14 protein-coding genes are annotated in these 18,053 nt (G+C 71.1%); 5 read left to right on the forward strand and 9 right to left on the reverse strand.

The window, feature by feature from the left end; translation table 11 throughout:
- Positions 1 to 5: 5 nt before the first annotated feature.
- From ACF0H8_RS09375 to ACF0H8_RS09400, 6 genes are all read right to left on the reverse strand, one after another.
- A complete protein-coding gene (locus tag ACF0H8_RS09375; protein ID WP_395288672.1) occupies positions 6 to 890 on the reverse strand; it encodes a class I SAM-dependent methyltransferase in 885 nt (294 codons plus the stop codon).
- A gap of 95 nt (positions 891 to 985) precedes the next feature.
- On the reverse strand, positions 986 to 2,563 hold the full coding sequence (locus tag ACF0H8_RS09380) for an MFS transporter (RefSeq protein WP_395288673.1): 1,578 nt from the start codon (positions 2,561 to 2,563) through the stop codon (positions 986 to 988).
- Entirely contained in the window at positions 2,560 to 3,411 is an 852-nt protein-coding gene (locus ACF0H8_RS09385) for a sugar phosphate isomerase/epimerase family protein (protein ID WP_395288674.1), read from the reverse strand. The genes ACF0H8_RS09380 and ACF0H8_RS09385 overlap by 4 nt, the downstream gene beginning before the upstream one ends.
- 64 nt (positions 3,412 to 3,475) lie before the next feature.
- Positions 3,476 to 4,492, reverse strand: a complete 1,017-nt coding sequence (locus ACF0H8_RS09390) for a Gfo/Idh/MocA family protein (RefSeq protein WP_395288675.1) — start codon at positions 4,490 to 4,492, stop codon at positions 3,476 to 3,478.
- 10 nt (positions 4,493 to 4,502) lie between these two features.
- Positions 4,503 to 5,399 carry a sugar phosphate isomerase/epimerase family protein gene (locus ACF0H8_RS09395; RefSeq protein WP_395288676.1) on the reverse strand — a complete coding sequence of 299 codons (897 nt, stop codon included), beginning with the start codon at positions 5,397 to 5,399 and terminating at the stop codon, positions 4,503 to 4,505.
- A complete protein-coding gene (locus tag ACF0H8_RS09400) occupies positions 5,396 to 6,223 on the reverse strand; it encodes a sugar phosphate isomerase/epimerase family protein (RefSeq protein WP_395288677.1) in 828 nt (275 codons plus the stop codon). The genes ACF0H8_RS09395 and ACF0H8_RS09400 overlap by 4 nt, the downstream gene beginning before the upstream one ends.
- A gap of 533 nt (positions 6,224 to 6,756) precedes the next feature.
- On the opposite strand from ACF0H8_RS09400, the gene ACF0H8_RS09405 reads away from it, so the two are divergent.
- The 3 genes from ACF0H8_RS09405 to rpsA all read left to right on the forward strand — a co-directional run bounded on the left by ACF0H8_RS09405 (position 6,757) and on the right by rpsA (position 11,522).
- Positions 6,757 to 7,959, forward strand: coding sequence for a Gfo/Idh/MocA family protein (locus ACF0H8_RS09405; RefSeq protein ID WP_395288678.1), 1,203 nt, complete (start codon positions 6,757 to 6,759; stop codon positions 7,957 to 7,959).
- A gap of 2 nt (positions 7,960 to 7,961) precedes the next feature.
- Positions 7,962 to 9,389, forward strand: coding sequence for a glycoside-pentoside-hexuronide (GPH):cation symporter (locus ACF0H8_RS09410; protein ID WP_395288679.1), 1,428 nt, complete (start codon positions 7,962 to 7,964; stop codon positions 9,387 to 9,389).
- Positions 9,390 to 10,046: 657 nt separating this feature from the next.
- Entirely contained in the window at positions 10,047 to 11,522 is a 1,476-nt protein-coding gene (rpsA, locus tag ACF0H8_RS09415) for a 30S ribosomal protein S1 (RefSeq protein ID WP_395288680.1), read from the forward strand.
- Positions 11,523 to 11,602: 80 nt separating this feature from the next.
- Here the strand turns inward: rpsA and ACF0H8_RS09420 are convergent, their stop codons facing one another.
- Entirely contained in the window at positions 11,603 to 12,034 is a 432-nt protein-coding gene (locus ACF0H8_RS09420; protein WP_395288681.1) for an OsmC family peroxiredoxin, read from the reverse strand.
- A gap of 231 nt (positions 12,035 to 12,265) precedes the next feature.
- Between ACF0H8_RS09420 and ACF0H8_RS09425 the strand changes: the two genes are divergently transcribed.
- The gene (locus tag ACF0H8_RS09425) at positions 12,266 to 13,099 is read left to right on the forward strand and encodes a siderophore-interacting protein (RefSeq protein WP_395288682.1); all 834 of its coding nucleotides are present in this window, start codon (positions 12,266 to 12,268) and stop codon (positions 13,097 to 13,099) included.
- Positions 13,100 to 13,338: 239 nt separating this feature from the next.
- Here ACF0H8_RS09425 and ACF0H8_RS09430 read toward each other — a convergent pair whose 3' ends face one another.
- Positions 13,339 to 15,465 carry a glycogen debranching N-terminal domain-containing protein gene (locus tag ACF0H8_RS09430; RefSeq protein ID WP_395288683.1) on the reverse strand — a complete coding sequence of 709 codons (2,127 nt, stop codon included), beginning with the start codon at positions 15,463 to 15,465 and terminating at the stop codon, positions 13,339 to 13,341.
- 143 nt (positions 15,466 to 15,608) lie between these two features.
- Between ACF0H8_RS09430 and coaE the strand changes: the two genes are divergently transcribed.
- A complete protein-coding gene (gene coaE / locus ACF0H8_RS09435) occupies positions 15,609 to 16,229 on the forward strand; it encodes a dephospho-CoA kinase (protein WP_395288684.1) in 621 nt (206 codons plus the stop codon).
- 55 nt (positions 16,230 to 16,284) lie between these two features.
- On the opposite strand, the gene ACF0H8_RS09440 is transcribed toward coaE, so the two are convergent.
- Positions 16,285 to 18,048 (reverse strand): BCCT family transporter, encoded by a 1,764-nt coding sequence (locus ACF0H8_RS09440; protein ID WP_395288685.1) that lies wholly within the window; start codon positions 18,046 to 18,048, stop codon positions 16,285 to 16,287.
- Positions 18,049 to 18,053 lie beyond the last annotated feature (5 nt).

The following is an 18,053-nucleotide window of genomic DNA, read 5'->3' on the forward strand; positions in this document are numbered from 1 at the left end:
CTGGCTCAGCCGCCCGACCGGTGCGTGACGAAGATGGCCGTGCCAGGCAGCAGGGCGCCGCGCTCGGGCCCCCACCCGCCCCACACCGCCCTGTTGTCCGGCGGCCACTCCGGCTCCACGAGGTCGTCGACCACGAGGCCGGCACCGACGACCTCGCGCACGTGGTCGCCCAGGGTGCGGTGGTACTCGGCGTAGACGGGCGCGCCGGTGTCGTCGGTCTCCACGTACGGCGTGCGGTCGAAGTAGGAGCGCACCACGGTCAGCCCCTGGCGGGTGGGGTTGTCAGGGAAGGCCCACCGCACCGGATGCGTCACCGAGAACACCCACCGTCCCCCGGGGCGCAGTACGCGGGCGACCTCGGCGTGCACGCGGCCGGCGTCGGGCACGAAGGGGATGGCACCGAAGGAAGTGAAGGCGACGTCGAAGGACGCGTCCGCGAAGGGCAGCCGCCGGGCGTCGGCGAGCACGGTGGGCACCACGATGCCGGTGCGGGCATCAAGTTCGACGGCGAGGGCGAGCATCCCGGGCGCGACGTCGGTGGCCACGACCGGCACGCCCTGCCCGCGCAGCCACCGCGCGCACTGCGCGGCGCCACAGCCCAGCTCCAGGACGCGCCGCGCGCGCAGGGCGCCCGGGTTCCCGAGCAGCTGGGCGTCCCGCTCGCGCAGGCCCTCCGGGCACCAGCAGAAGTCCGCGTCACCGAGGAACGCGCCGTGCTCGGCCAGGTAGGCGCCCGCCTCCGCGGACCACCAGGCGGCGTTCGCGCGGGCGGCGGCCGCGCCATCAACCTGCTCGAAGCCGGCCCGGGTCGGCCCGGTCGAGGGCGGTGGAGGGGCCGGGAGCCTGGAGTCGGTCGGCGCGGTCGGCACGCGTGCGTCGTGGTTCGTCACGGCACCACTCTGCCTCTGGTCGCGTGTGCGATGTGCAATGGCTGGACCTCGGCCCTGCATGAGAACGCCGTAGACAGACAGGTGTGAGGGCTGCCTCACGCACTCGGATGGCGGTGTCTCGGGGCCTCACTCCCATGGCGCGGTCGACCGTCGACCCCTGGGGCGGCGTTGCCCAGCGTGGGCGCGAGCGGCTGTTCGACGATGAAGGCGAGCAGCACCGCCGCGAGCAGCGCGAGCGGTGCGATGAGCAGGAGCACCGGGGGCAGCGCCTCGGTGTAGGACGCCACCACAGCCTCCCGGGCGCGCTCGGGCAGGTCGGCGACCATGGCTGGGGTGAGCGAGCCCGGCTGGGAGCCCGGCAGCCGCTCGCCGAGCAGGGTGACGACGCGGGAGGCGAAGACGCTGCCCACGACGGCCGCCCCCACCGACGCTCCGACTTGACGGAAGTAGTTGTGCCCGGCCGTCACCGTCCCGACCAGGGCGTGCGGGAAGGCATTCTGCGCCACGAGCACGAGGATCTGCATGCCCGGGCCGAGGCCGGCGCCGAGGAGGCCGAGCTCGGCGCTGATGACCCACACGGGCGTGGCCGGCGTCGTCGCCGACAGCAGGGCGAGCGCCCCGGCGACTGCCACGGTGCTGACCACGGTCAGGGTGCGGTACCGGCCGGTCCGAGCCACCAGGTGCCCGGCGGCCATCGATGTCACCAGGAGCATGCCCATCATGGGCACCATGAGCAGGCCAGCGACGCTTGCGCTGGCCCCGGTCGCCATCTGGAGGTAGGTGGGCATGTAGCCGAGCGTGCCGAACATGGCGACGTGGGTGAGCAGCCCGCCGAGGGTGGTGAGGACGAAGTTGCGGTTGCGGAACAGGTGCGGCGGGAGGACGGGCTCGGCGGCGCGCCGCTCGACCATGACGAACAGCACCGCGGCGATGAGGGTGGCCGCGGCGGTCGCGAGCAGCGTGGTGGAGTTCCACGCGTACGTGGTGCCGCCCCAGGTGCCGACCAGCACGGCGCCGGTGGTCGCCGCGGTGAGGAGCGCCATGCCGAGATAGTCCACGTGGACCCGGGTGCGCGCCCGTGCGGGTACCCGCACGAGGACGAACGCCGCGAGGACCGCCACCGCGCCCAGCGGGAGGTTGACCCAGAACGCCCAGCGCCATCCGGGTCCTTCGGTGAACCACCCGCCCAGGAGTGGCCCGGCAACCGAGGAGACGGCAAAGACACTGCCCATGATGCCCATGTACTTGCCGCGGTCCCGTGCGGGGACGACGTCGGCGAGCAATGCCTGGGAGAGGATCATCAGGCCGCCGCCACCGAGCCCCTGCACGACCCGCGCCACGATCATCGCGTCCATCCCGGTGGCCAGCGCTCCGATGACCGAGCCGGCCATGAACAGGACGATCGCGGCGACGAGGAGGCCCTTGCGCCCGATGGCGTCGCCGAGCCGGCCGTACACGGGCATGGCGACGGTCGAGGCGAGGATGAAGGCGGTGACCGCCCACTGCATCCGGTCGACGCCGTCAAGCTCGCCGACCATGGTGGGCAGTGCCGTCGCCAGGACGGTCTGGTTCAGCGCCGAGAGCAGCATGGCGAGCATGAGCCCGACCATGAGAAGCGGCAGGTTGGTGCGCTGCCGCGCCGCGTCACCGGCGCGCGGCGCGGCGGCGGTCACAACAGGTCTTCGTAGCCGAGCGCGACGAGGTTGTCGCGGGAGATCTTCAGGCAGTCGTACGGGTCGCGGCCGTACTGCTGGTCCTGCTCGATGAGCAGGTACTCGGCGCCGGAGGTCAGCGCCTGGTCGATGATCTCGGTCCACTCGAGGTTGCCCTCGCCGACCTCGCCGAACTGCACCACCGCGGCAAACGCCTGCATGAACGTGGCGTAGTCCCCGGTCTGGAGTGCCTCGAAAGCGGCCGGCTCGATCTCGCCGATGCGGTAGTCCTTCAGGTGCACGAGGTCCACCAGGCCGGAGTACTTCTCCAGCGTGCGGACGGGGTCCTTGCCGCCGCGCTGGACCCAGTGCACGTCGATCTCCAGCCGCATCGTGGGGGCCTCGGCCCGGATGATGTCGAGCAGGGTGCTGCCCCCGCGCTTGGCGAACTCGACGTGGTGGTTGTGGTAGTAGAGGCTGATGCCCTCGGCGGCGAGGCGGGTGGAGACCGTCTCGGCCTGGCGGCAGAAGTCGAGCAACGCCTCGTGTGACGCCAATGCGGAGAACGGCATCATCCCGATGCGCAGCCGGGTGGCGCCCAGGTTCCGGGCGTCGTCGACGATCTTGTCGAAGTCGTCCAGCAGGGAGTCGTTCGGCCCGCCGTCCAGACTGGCGGACAGGGCGCCGAAGTCGGTGCCGAGCTCGTCCTTGGCGCGGCGCATCTCCGCCACGTTCTCCGGGGTCATGGCGATCTGCGAGACCTCGACGGCGTTGAAGCCGGAGTCCTTGAGGCGCCGGAGCACCTCGTACGGGCCGGTCTCCTCGACCTTGTTCTTCAGCATCATCATCTGGACGCCGATCCTGGGCATGGGAACTCCTTCGTTGGGTGGATATGGCCGGCTTCGTACGGGCCCCGGTGGCGATGGGTGGATGTCAGCGTGCGGGGGTGGCGAGCCGGGGCTGGTCGACGCCGCTCTGGGCGTAGACGTCCTTGAGGATGCGCAGGGACTTCATCGCCTCACGCGGGGTGATCCAGAACGGGGCCTCGTCGCCGAGCCGGGCGTAGAAGTCCCGGATGAGCATCTCGTGGGAGACGCCCCAGTAGGAGCGACCGCCCGAGGGGGCGCGACGCTCGGGGACGACCTCGACGCGGCCGTCCGGGTGGGTGACGGTGAGGTCGCCGCGAATGGACAGGCTCCCTCGCTCGGCGGTGACGTCGATCGTGACGGGGGCGTGGACGACGTTGGCGAGGGAGGCGTAGACGATGCTGCGGGCTCCGCCGTGGTGGGTCAGGAGCATCTCGGCGGTGTCCTCGACCTCGATGACGTCCCCGTAGAGGCGGGTGGCCGCGTGGCCGCTGACCTCAACGACGTCGCCGACGAGCCACTGCACCAGGTCAAGTGTGTGGATGGCCTGGTTGATCAGCAGTCCGCCGCCGGCGGTTCTCCACTTCCCGCGCCATGGCTTGGCGCGGTAGTAGTCCGGGGTGCGGGTCCACATCACGGTCGCGGTGGCCCCCAGGACGGCGCCGAGCTGGCCCGAGTCGATGAGCTGGCGGGCGGCCTGTGATGTGGCGTTGTATCGGTTCTGGAAGCACACGCCGATGCGCGCGGAACTGTGCTCGGCGGCCTCGACGAGGCGCTGGGCGTCCTCGAGGGTGTGCGCGAGCGGCTTCTCGATCAGCACGTGCACGCCTGCGTCGAGGAGGTCCAGCGCCACGGGCACGTGCTGATGGTGCGGGGTGCAGACATGGGCGACGTCGGGGCGCACCGCAGCGAGCATCTCGTGGTGGTCGGCGAAGCCTGGCACGCCGTACCTCTCGACGGCGGCGGCGCGGGGCGCGGGGTCGGTGTCGACTACTGCGACGAGGTCGATCCCCTCGATGGCGTCGACAGCCTCGAAGTGGACGGTCGAGACGTCTCCGCCCCCGATCACTGCTGCTGTGGTCATGTCTTCTCCTTCAGGCGAGGACCGGCGCGAGGACGGGCGTTGCCCATTCGTACGCGCGCTGGTAGGCCTCGTACACGGAGCACCAGCTCGGACGCGCGATCTCGACAATGAGGTCCCCGTCGAAGCTCGGCGGCAGCGCCGCGAGCATGCGCTCGAACTCGACGACGCCGTCCCCCGGCACGGCCCACACCCGCCCGGTGCCGACGAGTTGTTCGTAGCCCTTCCCGCGCCCGCGCCGGGTCGGCTGGGCGTAGTCGGGAAAGACGTCAGAGAGGTGGACCGCGCCCACGCGGTCCGCGAAGCGGGCCACCATGACGGCGGGGTCCATCCCCGCCCAGCGAAGGTGGCCGGTGTCCGGGCCGAAGCCGATGACGTCCGGCCCGAGGGTCTCCAACGTCGCGACGACCTCCGCCTCGGTCTCCACGAGCCCGCTCACGCGGGGATGCAGCAGGGGCCGTAGCCCGCCTCCGGCGAGGACCCGGGCGGTCGCGCCGATCTCGTCGACGGCGCGCGCGAACCCGCCTGGGACGTGCGCGGCGCCGACCGCGGGACGGGCCATCCGGGCGGGGACCGGGTCGGCGAGGAGCATCACCCGGTCCAGGCCGAGCGTGGTGTGCTCGGCGGCGGTGCGCCGTGCCCGCTCCAGGATGTCCGGCAGCTCTTCCTGGCCGTCGAAGGTGGCGGCGAAGATGCCGACCGCCGGGGCGAGCCCGTAGATGCCTAGCCAGTGGGCGTAGTCATCCAGCGGAAGACCGTCGGGAACGTCGACCCGCACGGCGGTGAAGCCGATGTCGTGCAGGTCCGCGAACGCCTGGGCAAGCTGTTCCAGCGGGGTCTGACTGACCGAGCCGCGAACGTACCCCAACGGGCTGGCGGCGAGCCTTGGCCGCGCCGTCGTCGTGGTCATCGGTAGTCGATGCCCTCGTCTTTCAGCAGCGTGGTGAATGCCTGCCACGCTTCGGTGAACAGGTCCGGGCCAGAGAAGCCGCCGAGGCTGTGCGCCTGGGACAGGTGCGGCTCGAGGGAGAAGAAGCCGTCGAAGCCGTCCTCACGCAGCGCGCGGATCGTCTCCACAACCTCGCCGTCGCCGCGGCCGGCGGCCACCACCTCGCCGTTGCTCAGGTGCGCGTCCTTGATCTGGACGTACTCCAGGTGCGGGCGGATGGCGGCGAAGCCCTCAGTGAAGGGGCGGACGCCGACCTGGACGAAGTTGGCGGCGTCCCACGCCGCGCGCAGGTGCGGCGAGCCCACCGACTCGAGGATGTCGACACAGCGGCGCGGGATGTCGCCGTAGATGTCCTTCTCGTTCTCGTGCAGGAGGATGACGCCGCCCTCCTCGGCCACGTCGGCCAGCGCCCGCATGCGGCGGATGACCTCGTCGCGGTGGTCGTCCGGGTCGTCGTCGGCGCGGATGAAGAAGGAGAAGATCCGGATGTACGGGGCGCCGAAGTGGTGGGCCACGTCGACGGCGTGGCGGGCCCGGTCCAGGTGCGCCTCGAAGTCCTCGTCGACGAAGATCTTCCCGATCGGGGACCCGATGCTGGAGACCTTCAGGCCGTGGGCGTCGAGGATCTGCCGGGCCCGGGTCAGCTGGTCGTCGTCCAGGTCGAGCACGTTGGTGCCCCAGGCGCTACGGAACTCGAGGTAGGACATCCCGAGCTTCTTGACGAGGGAAGTCTGCTCCTCGAGGTCGGGTGAGATCTCGTCCGAGAATCCCGAAAGTGTCCACATGGGTGCAGCTCCTCACTGAGCGTGGCCGGTGATGTCGCAATTACCGTTCACCTTCGTGTGGCTCTCCGGAGGTTGGCTACGAGTTGCCAGATGTTGCCTTTTCCGTGCTCTAGCCGGCGCAGGTAGCCCTCCATGCCGCCATGTGGCCAGATGTCAGCGCATCGACGTGTCTCCTGCAAGGCATCAGTCGCCAGCATCTTGGACATAGGCAACTTTTGGCAACTGCTTGGTCGGTGGGGGGATCGACCACAGTGTTGGGCGCACGCAATGGTGCCGTCCCGCCAGAGCAAAGCAGCGATGGAAAGAGGGAACCCGTCTATGGCTAAACGACGGAGCGCTTGAATTCAGTTTGTCGGCTCGCCCCTGGTATTGCTCGCGGAAGCCAAGTCAGCGTCGGCGAGGACGCCTGGGTGCCACCGCTCCGCCGCCCGCTTGCCGACTGCCCAGACCCATTACGGCGGGCAACGCAGCAGCGACTGATCAGTAGGTGAAGGGCTCGTTTCCCGAGTCCACGAACGAACGGAGAACCGCCTGTGTCTGACAACAAGGTCAGGCTCGGCATCATCGGCCTGGGAGCGCAGGGGTCGATGTACGCCAGCTTCATCAAGGATGGCATGGTCCCCAACATGGAGATCGGCGCCATCGCGGACATCGACCCCGCCAAGCGGGAGGTGGCCGCCGCGAAGTACGGCGTGCCGGTGCACGCGGACTATCAGTCCCTGCTCGCCAGCGGTGACGTGGACGCCGTCGTGACCACCGTGCCGCACTACCTGCACCCGGAGATGGGGATCGCCGCCCTCAAGGCGGGCATCCACGCGCTGGTGGAGAAGCCGGCCGGCGTCTACACCAAGCAGGTCAAGGAGCTCAACGAGGTTGCCGCTCAGCACCCCGAGCTGACTTTCGGGATCATGTTCAACCAGCGCAACAACCCGCTCTACCAGCGCATCAAGGAGATCGTCGACGCCGGCGAGATCGGGAAGATCCGCCGCACGAACTGGATCATCACGACCTGGTGGCGGCCCCAGGGCTACTACGAGCAGTCCGCCTGGCGCGCCACTTGGGGCGGGGAGGGCGGCGGCGTCCTGGTCAACCAGGCCCCGCACCAGCTCGACCTGTGGCAGTGGATCTGCGGCGTGCCCAAGTCGGTCTACTCCAAGGTGGCGTACGGGTTCCGCCGTGACATCGCCGTCGAGGACGAGGTGACCGCCGTCGTCGACTACGGCGACGGCGCCACCGGCACCTTCGTGACCGCCGTCCACGATCTCGTCGGAACCGACCGGTTCGAGATCCTCGGCGACAAGGGCAAGATCGTCGTCGACGGCTCCAAGACCGCCACCGTAACCCGCCTGATGGAGGACGAGCGTGAGCTCTCGGACTCCATGGGCATGGAGGACGTGCGCAAGCTCTTCATGGGCGAGATGGACCCGACCACGTACTACTCGCAGGAGGTCGTGGAGTTCGACTCCGCCTGGGGGGCACAGCACTCTGGCGTGCTGGAGAACTTCGCGGCGAACATCCTCGACGGCACCCCGCTCCTCGCCCCCGGCTCGGACGGCATCAACGGCGTGCGCCTGGCCAACGCCATCCACCTGTCCAGCTGGCTCGGCCAGGAGGTGCCGCTCGACTTCGACGAGGACCTCTACCTCAAGGAGCTGAACCAGCGCATCCGAAGCGAAGGCACGTTCCCCGAGCGGGAGGCGCAGACCGTGGGCGCGACGGCGGGAGACAGGAAATGACCATGGGTACGACCAGCACCGCGACCGGCGCGACCCAGACGGCCGTCCGCAAGCCCCTCACTCTGCGCAACTACCTCGCCTACGCGGCCGGTGACGCCGCGAACAACCTGTCGTTCACGATGGCGGGGATGTTCCTCATCCTCTACTACACGAACGTCGTGGGGATCGAGGGTGCGGTCATCGGCACGATGTTCCTCCTCGTGCGGTTCATCGACGCGTTCACCGACCTCATCGCCGGCCGGCTCATCGACGCGAAGAAGCCTGGGAAGCTGGGCAAGTTCAAGCCCTTCATCCTGTGGTTCTCCCTGCCGCTGCTCGTGACGAGCATGCTCATCTACTCGGCGAGGTTCTTCTTCCCCGACATCTCCGGCACCGCAGCCGTCGTGTACATGTACGTGACGTACCTTCTCATGGGGTCGGTGTTCTACACCCTCGTCAACATCGCCTACGGCTCGATGGCCCCGGCGATCACCCAGAACCCGGTCGAGCGCGGCAAGCTCGCCGCCTTCCGCGGGTACGGCGCCTCGGTCGCGGTGCTCGCGCTCGCGTTCATCATTGCCCCGCAGATCCGCGGCAACGCCGACAACCCCGAGGCGCTCCAGACGTCGCTGTTCTGGACGACGGCGGCCTTCGTCGTCGCCGGCATGGGCCTGTATCTGTTCCTGGTCTTCAACACCCGCGAGCAGGTCGTGCGGTCGGCGAACCCCGTCTCGTTGCGGGACAGCCTCAGGACGTTGACGACGAACAAGCCGCTCGTGTGGCTCTCGGCCGGAGCGGTCCTGTTCCTCACGGGGGTCACGGCGTTCAGCACGCTCGGGTCGTACATCGCCATCTACGTCCAGGGGGACGCCCAGTACATCGCGTGGAACACGCTCGCCCAGACGCTCGCCCTGTTCGTCGTGGGCCCGCTGATCCCCACGATCGTCCGCACGATCGGCAAGCGCTCCGGGTATCTCCTCTTCGGCGTCGTCGGCGTCGCCGGTGCGGCGATCCTCGGGCTCGCCCCGCTCCAGACGGCACCGTGGCTCGGCCTGGTCGCCTTCTTCTTCCTCGGCGCCGGCCTCAACGGCGTCAACACCCTCATGTGGGCTCTGGAGGCGGACACGGTCGAGTACGGGGAGTGGAAGACGGGCACTCGCACCGAGGGCACGACCTACGCCGTCTTCTCCTTCACCCGCAAGATGGGACAGGCTCTCGGGGGGTTCGTCGGCGGGCTCGCGCTCACCTGGGCCGGCTTCAGCGCGGCGACCGCGTCCAGCGGGGGGCAGCAGGCCGAGGGCGTCGCCGCCAACATCCAGCTGTGGGCGGGCGGGCTCACCGCCGGGTTCTTCCTGCTCTCGCTGCTCGTCATGGCGCTCTACCCGCTCACCGAGGCGAAGTTCCGGGAGATCTCCGAGGAGATCGCCGCCCGCCGGGCCAGCGTGGGCTGACCGGACCCTGGTACCGACCCGCAGATCGACGACGAACGCCCCGCCCTCCAAGCGGGGCGTTCGTCGTCCCCGGGGCCTACGGGCCCGGTTCCTCCTGCCGGGAGAGGGCGCCCAAGATCGGCCAGCAGCGGTTACTTCTACGGTGAGCGGTCAAAGATCGGCCAGCAGCGGTAACTTCTACGGTGAGCGGTCACTCTTTCGGTGAGCGGTCACTTCTTCGGCGGTGCGGTCTTCGGTAAGCACAGGCTGGCTCAGCGAGCAGTCGCGAAACAGTGTGGGACCGGCGTCAGGAGAGCAGGTAGCAGGCGGCGACAACCGTCAGCAGGAGAACGAGCCGGTCGAACACCGACTGCGACAGGTGCCGCACCAGCCGCCGGCCCGCTAGGTGTCGCCGCGGACGCCGCTCGGATGCCGCGTGCTCACGAGCAGACAACCGCTCTGTGGCGTCTCTGAAGTGGTGCGACGTCTCCGCGTCCTTCACGATCCGGTCAGCGGTCTTGGTCCCAGTGTGCCGGGCGTCCCGCACCCGCTTGTTGCCCGGCCGAGTCGCCGCTCGGTAGGATCGCCCGAGGCGCACGTGTGCTCTGGCACCGTGCCGCCCGGAAGCACGACCAACATGTCCGCACTATCCCTGTCCGCATCGGAGTCCACAGCTCAATGACCACCACTACGCCCACGCAGCCGACGTCCCCGCAGGTTGCCGTCAACGACATCGGCTCGGAGGAAGACTTCCTCGCCGCCGTTGACGAGACCATCAAGTACTTCAACGACGGGGACATCGTCGAGGGCACCATCGTCAAGGTCGACCGGGACGAGGTCCTCCTCGACATCGGTTACAAGACCGAGGGCGTCATCCTCTCGCGCGAGCTCTCCATCAAGCACGACGTGAACCCCGACGAGGTCGTCTCCGTCGGTGACCACATCGAGGCGCTCGTCCTCCAGAAGGAGGACAAGGAGGGTCGTCTCCTCCTCTCCAAGAAGCGCGCCCAGTACGAGCGCGCCTGGAGCACCATCGAGAAGGTCAAGGAGGAGGACGGCGTCGTCACCGGCACCGTCATCGAGGTCGTCAAGGGCGGCCTCATCCTCGACATCGGCCTGCGTGGCTTCCTCCCCGCCTCCCTGGTGGAGATGCGCCGCGTCCGCGACCTCCAGCCGTACGTGGGCAAGGAGCTCGAGGCCAAGATCATCGAGCTGGACAAGAACCGCAACAACGTCGTGCTCTCCCGCCGCGCCTGGCTCGAGCAGACCCAGTCCGAGGTCCGGTCCCACTTCCTGCAGACCCTGCAGAAGGGCCAGGTCCGCCACGGTGTGGTCTCCTCGATCGTCAACTTCGGTGCGTTCGTGGACCTGGGCGGCGTCGACGGCCTGGTGCACGTCTCCGAGCTGTCCTGGAAGCACATCGACCACCCGAACGAGGTCGTCGAGGTCGGCCAGGAGGTCACCGTCGAGGTCCTCGACGTGGACATGGACCGCGAGCGGGTGTCGCTGTCCCTCAAGGCCACCCAGGAAGACCCGTGGCAGGCCTTCGCCCGCACCCACGCCATCGGCCAGGTCGTGCCCGGCAAGGTCACCAAGCTGGTGCCGTTCGGCGCGTTCGTGCGTGTCGAGGACGGCATCGAGGGCCTCGTGCACATCTCCGAGCTGGCCCAGCGCCACATCGAGCTGCCGGAGCAGGTCGCGAAGGTCGGCGACGAGGTCTTCGTCAAGGTCATCGACATCGACCTCGACCGTCGCCGGATCTCCCTCTCGCTGAAGCAGGCGAACGAGGGCGTCGACCCCACCAGCGAGGACTTCGACCCGTCGCTGTACGGCATGGCCGCGGAGTACGACGAGCAGGGCAACTACAAGTACCCCGAGGGCTTCGACCCGGAGACCAACGAGTGGCTCGAGGGTTACGAGGCCCAGCGCGAGGCGTGGGAGGCGGAGTACGCCAAGGCCCACGCTCGCTGGGAGGCCCACAAGAAGCAGGTCGCGGCGGCCATCGACGCCGACGCCGAGGCTGCGGAGACCGGCACCCCGGGTGCCGGCACCGCCGGCCCGACCTCCTACACCTCGGCCCCGGCCGAGGCGCACGGCACCCTGGCCTCCGACGAGGCCCTGGCCGCCCTGCGCGAGAAGCTGACCGGCCACTGAGCCTGACGGTCTGACAGCACGAGGCCCGCCGCCCCTCCGGGGGCGGCGGGCCTCGTCGATCCGGCGGGCTGGTCCGGCGGTCAGGCCAGGTTGGCCGTGAGGGTGATCTCGGTGCCCGTAAGGGCCTGGCTGACGGGGCAGCCGACCTTGGCCGACTCGGCGACGCGCTGGAAGTCCTCCTCGGCGATCCCGTCGACCTGCGCGTCGACCGTGAGGTGGATCCCGGTGATGCCCTCACCGACCACGAAGGTCACCTCCGCGCTGGTGTCGAGCTGGGTGGGCGGGGTGCCGTTCTTCGCCAGCTGGCTCGAGAACTCCATGGAGAAGCAGGTGGCGTGCGCCGCGGCGATGAGCTCCTCGGGCGAGGTGGTGCTGTCGTGGCTCTCCGAGCGCGCCTTCCAGTTCACGTCGAACGTGGCGAGCCCCGAGCTCATCAGCGAGGCGCGGCCCTTGCCGGAGACCAGGTCGCCGTTCCAGACGGCGCTGCCCTTGCTCACGACGGGTCTGGGCATGGTGATTCCTCCTCTGTGGCGTTTCACTGCCCGGCCGGGCCGGGCACGCTTGCCCACCCATCCTGCCCGCCGCCACCGGTCGCCGCAGCCGCAGGCCGGGACGCCCCTCGGCGCGGGGCCGCAGCGGAGCCACACCCCACGGCGCGGGGCCGCAGCGGAGCCCCACCCCACGGCGCGGCCGCAGCACGGTAGCGCACCGGACGGCCTCGGCGTGTCGGCTAACCTGCCGCAATGACCACGAACCCCACCCCGCCCGCCGCCCTCGCCCGCGAGCGGGTCCGTCATCCGCTGACGGTGAGGCGCCTGCGCGTGCTCCGGCGTGCGCGGCTCAGCGCCCGGATGCTCCGCCTCACCGTGGGCGGCGAGGAGCTGGCCGGGTTCGCCGCCGAGGGTCCCGAGGACCACGTCAAGCTCTTCGTCCCCGACCCGGTCACCGGTGAGCTGCACGTGCCGGAAGCCGGTCCGGACGGCCTCGTGCGCCCGGCCGTCCCGCCGACGGTGCGGGATTACACCCCGCGTGCGGTGCGCCCGGGCGAGCTCGACCTCGACGTCGTCCTCCACGACGACCGTGGCGCGGTGTCCCGGTGGGCGGGCGACGCCCGCCCGGGGGACGAGCTCGCCGTCGGCGGACCGCGCGGCTCGGTGCTGCCCCCGGCCGGCGCGGACCACCTGCTGCTCGGCGGCGACGAGACGGCGCTGCCGGCCCTCGCCCGCTGGCTCGAGCTCGCCCCGGCCGGCACGCCGGCCGACGTCCTCGTCGAAGTCTCCGACCCCGCGGACGAGGCGTACCTGGCCCCGCGCCCGGAGCACACCGTCCGATACCTGCGGCGCGGGAACGCGGCGCCCGGCACCACGACCCTGCTCGCCGACGCGGTCCGCGCGCTGCCCCCTCGGGACGGCGTCGGCTACGCCTGGTTCGCCGGCGAGGCCGGCTCGCTGGTGCCCGTGAGGCGGTGGCTGCGCGCGTCGGGCTACCGGAACAACGTCAAGGTCGACGGCTACTGGAAGCGGGGCGTGGTGGCCCTGGACCACCACGCCCCGATCGATCCCGACGACGCCGGCTGACCGCGCCTCAGCGATCCTGCCGGCCGCTCGTACCCCTCGGCCATGACTTCGGGCGACAAGCGGTGCAGCACCTCCTGGCGGCACTGCGCCGGCTCGATCGCGCGACGGCGTCGATGGCCACGTGCATCCCGTTGTCGGGCGAGCAGCGGCCGAGGAAGAGGACCCAGTCCGCCCTGTCGGGCCGGTAGGTTAGCTCGGCCGGGTCGACGGCGTTGTGGACGGTGCCGGCCCAGTTCGGATCAGCGCGGCACGACGTCGCAGGGGCAGGGTTCCGGACCCGGCTCGAGACCCGCCGGCAGCCCCCTGAGGCGCGGGCGCCCGTCGCGCAGCTCGAGGTCCACCCGGGCGTCCGCCAGGGGAACCCCGGTCAACCGCAACTCGCCGGGCAACGCGGGCAGCGGGTCCAGGCGCAGCCGGCCGTGCGGCACGCACGGGCGCGCGCCGAGGAGCACGCGGAGCAGCTCGACCGGCGTGGCCGACGCCCACGCCTGCGGCGAGCACGCGGTGGGGTAGGGGATGGGCCGGGCGTACGCCAAGCGGTCGAACCCGCAGAACAGCTCGGGCAGCCGGCCGTCGAAGGCGCGCGCCGCCTGCAGCACCGCGCCGGCAACCCGCGCCGCCTCGGCGTCGTGGCCGTAGCGCCGCAGACCCGCCGCGATCACGGCGTTGTCGTGGGGCCACACCGACCCGTTGTGGTAGCTCATCGGGTTGTACGCCCCCATGGACGTCGCGAGGGTGCGCACCCCCCACCCGCTGAACATCTCGGGGGAGAGCAGCAGCGCGGCCACCGCCCGGGCCTTGTCGGCGTCGGCCGCCCCGGTCCACAGCGCGTGGCCCATGTTGGAGGTGAGGGCGTCCACCGGCGTCTTGTGCCCGTCGAGGGCGAGGGCGTACCAGCCACGGCCGGAGAGCCAGAACCGCTCGTTGAACGCGCGGCGGAACCGCGCGGCCCGCTCCTCCCAGGCGCGGGCGGCGCCGTCGCCCTCGAACACCGCCGCCAGCAGCGCCCGGGCCCGGTAGGCGCCGTAGACGTAGGCCTGCACCTCGCACAGGGCGACCGGCCCCTCGGGGATGCGGCCGTCGGCGAAGGAGATGCCGTCGAAGGAGTCCTTCCAGCCCTGGTTCACGAGGCCGCGGTCCGTGGCCCGCTCGTACTCGACGAACCCGTCGCCGTCCGCGTCCCCGTACCTCTCGACCCACTCCAGCGCGCGGTCGACGTGCGGCATCAGGCCGTGGACCCGCTCGCGGTCGTAACCCCAGCGCAGCAGCTCGGCGACGAGCATGACGAACAGGGGCGTGGCGTCCGCGGTCCCGTAGTAGACGTTGCCGCCCAGAGAGGCCGTCGCGTCCACGCCGAAGCGCAGCTCGTGCGGGATGCGGCCGGGTTCCTCCTCCGAGACCGGGTCGACCTTCTCGCCCTGGTGCCGGGCGAGCGCCTGGGCCGTGCCGAACGCCAGCGCCGGGTTCATGCCGACCGTCATCAGCGCGGTAAGGAGGGAGTCGCGGCCGAACAGCGCCATGAACCACGGCGCCCCGGCGGCGACCGCCACCTCGCCGGGATGGGCGGGGTCGTCGATGCGCAGCGACTCCAGGTCCTCGCTGCTGCGCGCGAGCGTGCGGCGCAGCGCGTCGTGAGCGTGCAGGCGCGGCGTGTCGCCGAGCCAGGCGGAGCGGCGCACCGCCGGCCCCGCCCGCTCGACGGGCTCGTCCGCGGGGAACGTCGTCGGCGGCTCCTCGCCGTCGGCCACCGGCGCGAGGTGGATGGTGGCGCGCCAGGTACCGCGTGCGGGCACGACGGCGCGGAAAGTCAGGATGTCCGGCCCGGTGGTGGCGGCGTCCGGGGCGCTGACCCGGAGCTCGCGGGTGTGGTCCTGCCAGCTGCGGGACAGCCGGATCTCGCCGTCGCCGTGCCCGATGGAGTGGCGACCGCGCGGGCGCACCCGGCCCTGCTTGACCTCGAACAGGTCACCGAAGTCGGCCGCCACGTGCACGGAGAGCACGCACGCCGCCGGCTCGCGGCCGAGGTTGCGCAGCACCAGGTCCTCGCGCATCCCCGCGCCGACGAACCGGTGCCGCTCCACCAGGAGCGTGCTGTCGGCGAGGCCCGCCCGGGGCCGGCTGCGCCCCACGAACGTGCAGCGGTAGGACCCTTCGCCCAGCACCGTCAGCGGCTCGACCGGCTCGTCGTCGATGCGCAGCTGCCAGCTCGACAGCACCCGGGTGTCCCGCACGTACAGCCCCTGAGCCGAGCCGGGCAGCACGTCCCCGCCCTGGTCGCTGAGACAGAAGGAGGAGCCCGAGAGCACGGTCACGGTGGGGCCGACCACGTGCGCCGGCTCACCCGCCTGGGTCCACGCCTGAGTCACCAACCACCTCCACACGTCGGTCCGAGAGCTCCGGTCGCCGCGCTCCGGGCGTGGCGACCGGATCCGTCGGGAAGTTTAGTCCGGACGGCTCAACTCCGCGCACACCGCCGTCCGCTTCTGGGTCGCGGCGGTAGGCTCCGGGCGTGCTGAAGATCGGGCTCACCGGCGGGATCGGCGCGGGCAAGTCCACGGCCGCCCGCGAGCTGGCGCGGCTGGGCGCCGTCGTCATCGACGCCGACCGGATCGCGCGGGACGTCGTCGAGCCGGGGACGCCGGGGCTGGCGGCGGTCGTGGCGGCGTTCGGTCCGGGGATCCTGCGCGCCGACGGGTCGCTCGACCGCGCCGCGCTGGGGCGCCTGGTGTTCGCCGACCCCGACGCGCGGCGCCGGCTGGGCGAGATCACCCACCCGCTCGTCGGGCGGGAGAGCGCCCGCCGCGAGGCGGCCGCGCCTCAGGAGGCGATCGTGGTGCACGACGTGCCGCTCATCGTGGAGAACGGCCTGGCCGGGCGCTACAACCTCGTGGTGGTCGTCGGTGCGGACGAGGACGTGCGGGTCGGGCGGCTGGTCCGCGACCGCGGCATGACCCGGGAGGAAGCGCTCGCCCGGGTGCGCGCCCAGGCGACCGACGAGCAGCGGCGTGCCGTCGCCGACGTCTGGCTGGACAACTCCGGCACGCCGGAGGAGCTGGTCCAGCAGGTGCACCGGCTGTGGGAGGAGCGGCTCGTGCCGGAGAACGAGCGGCTGCTCGCGACACGGAACTAGCGCCGACAGTGCGGCCCCACCGTCGGCGGCGTCGCCCTGGCCCGGCCGGCGGCGGTCACTCCTGGTGCGGTCGGCCGCGCAGCCGCTCCCGGAGCCGGCGGGAGGCGTCGCTGGCCTCGATCGGCCAGTTCGGAGGCGTGTCCGTGCCGCCGAGCTGCCCGACCACGGCGGAGACCAGCCGCTCGCGCACCATGGCCCGGCGAATTCGTTCCGCGGCCTCGTGGTCCGCGCGCAGCGAGCGGAACAGGCCCACGCACATGGCGATCATGATGACGCTGAACGGGGCGGCCACGAGAATCGCCATCGTCTGCAGCGACGCCAGGCCGCCCTCGGTGCCGCCCGTGCCGAGAAGGACAGCGGCGATCGCGCCGGAGAGCGCCGCCCACACCAGCCGCACCCAGAGCTGCGGGCTGGGGTCGCCCCCTGAGGAAAGCATCGAGACCACGTAGGAGCCGGAGTCCGAGCTCGTGACGAAGAAGATCACGATGATGAGGATCGCCAGGCCGGAGAGCGCCGGGCCGCCGGGCAGGGCCTCGAGGACCGAGAAGAGCGCGGTGTTGTTGTCCACCGCGCCGTCGGCGCCGATGAGCCCGCCAGCGCCGAACAGCTCCCGGTACAGCGCCGCGCCACCCATGATGGAGAACCACAGGAACGTCACGAGGGTCGGGACGAGGAGCACCCCGGCGATGAACTCGCGCACGGTGCGGCCGCGGGAGATCCGGGCGATGAACACCCCCACGAACGGTGACCAGCTCATCCACCAGCCCCAGTAGTAGGTGGTCCAGCTCGCCAGCCAGCTCTCGCCCTCGGCGCCCTGGTAGGGCAGCGTCGCGAAGGACAGCCGCATGAAGCGCTCGAGGTACGCCCCGATCGACTGGACGAACTCCCGCAGCAGGAACAGTGTGGGCCCCAGCGCCAGCACGGCCAGGAGCAGCAGCCCGGCGAGGAGGAGGTTGGCGTTGGACAGCCACTTGATGCCGGCGTCGAGGCCGGTCGCCACGGAGATCATGGCGAGGCCCGCAATCACGGAGATCAGCACGACCAGGGCCGTCCGGGACAGGTCCATCACGCCGAGGTGGTCCAGCCCCGCGCCGACCTGCACGACCCCGAACCCCAGTGACGTGGCGATCCCGAACATCGTGCCGACGATCGCTACCACGTCGATCGCGTGGCCCCAGCCGCCTTCGACCCGTCGGGTGCCCAGCACCGGCTCGAGCGTCCAGCGCAGGGAGACCGGCCGGCGCCGCCTGTGCACGACGTACGCGACAGACAGGCCCACGACGATGTAGATCGCCCAGGCGTGCAGCCCCCAGTGCAGGAAGGTGTAGGTCATCGCGCCCTGCGCGAGGACCTCGGGGGAGCCCTCAGCCCGCGGCGGCGGGGTCGCGAAGTGGTTCAGCGGCTCGGCGACGCCCCAGAAGACGAGGCCGATGCCCATGCCGGCCGCGAAGAGCATCGCGAACCAGCTCCGGACGCCGTACTGGGGCTCCTCGTCGTCGCGGCCCAGCTTGATGCTGCCCAGCCGCGAGAATGCCAGCGCCAGCGAGAACACCACGAACCCGGTGACGATGAGGACGTAGTACCACCCGAGCGAGTTGACCACGACGTCGTTGGCCGCGGTGATGAGCCCGCTCAGCCAGTCCGGGAAGGCCACGGCGACGAGCACGAACGCGAGCACGAGCGCCGCGGCCGGGTAGAACACGCGCCGGGCGACGCCGTGGGAGGTGTGCACCGCCCTCGGCGTCGCGGTGACGGCGTCGAGCGCGAGCGCCGGCTCGGGCACGCGGTCGCCGGGGTCCTGGCTTGCTTCGGTCGTCATGTCGT

This window comes from Georgenia sp. AZ-5 (genome assembly GCF_043952095.1).
In the GTDB taxonomy this organism is placed as follows: domain Bacteria; phylum Actinomycetota; class Actinomycetes; order Actinomycetales; family Actinomycetaceae; genus Georgenia.

Coding starts and splice junctions, on each gene's coding strand:
- ACF0H8_RS09385 (WP_395288674.1), bottom strand. CDS start 3,411: ATGCCCAGGATCGGCGTCCAGATGATGATGCTGAAGAACAAGGTCGAG.
- ACF0H8_RS09390 (WP_395288675.1), bottom strand. CDS start 4,492: ATGACCACAGCAGCAGTGATCGGGGGCGGAGACGTCTCGACCGTCCAC.
- ACF0H8_RS09395 (WP_395288676.1), bottom strand. CDS start 5,399: ATGACCACGACGACGGCGCGGCCAAGGCTCGCCGCCAGCCCGTTGGGG.
- ACF0H8_RS09400 (WP_395288677.1), bottom strand. CDS start 6,223: ATGTGGACACTTTCGGGATTCTCGGACGAGATCTCACCCGACCTCGAG.
- ACF0H8_RS09410 (WP_395288679.1), top strand. CDS start 7,962: ATGGGTACGACCAGCACCGCGACCGGCGCGACCCAGACGGCCGTCCGC.
- rpsA (WP_395288680.1), top strand. CDS start 10,047: ATGACCACCACTACGCCCACGCAGCCGACGTCCCCGCAGGTTGCCGTC.
- ACF0H8_RS09420 (WP_395288681.1), bottom strand. CDS start 12,034: ATGCCCAGACCCGTCGTGAGCAAGGGCAGCGCCGTCTGGAACGGCGAC.
- ACF0H8_RS09425 (WP_395288682.1), top strand. CDS start 12,266: ATGACCACGAACCCCACCCCGCCCGCCGCCCTCGCCCGCGAGCGGGTC.
- ACF0H8_RS09440 (WP_395288685.1), bottom strand. CDS start 18,048: ATGACGACCGAAGCAAGCCAGGACCCCGGCGACCGCGTGCCCGAGCCG.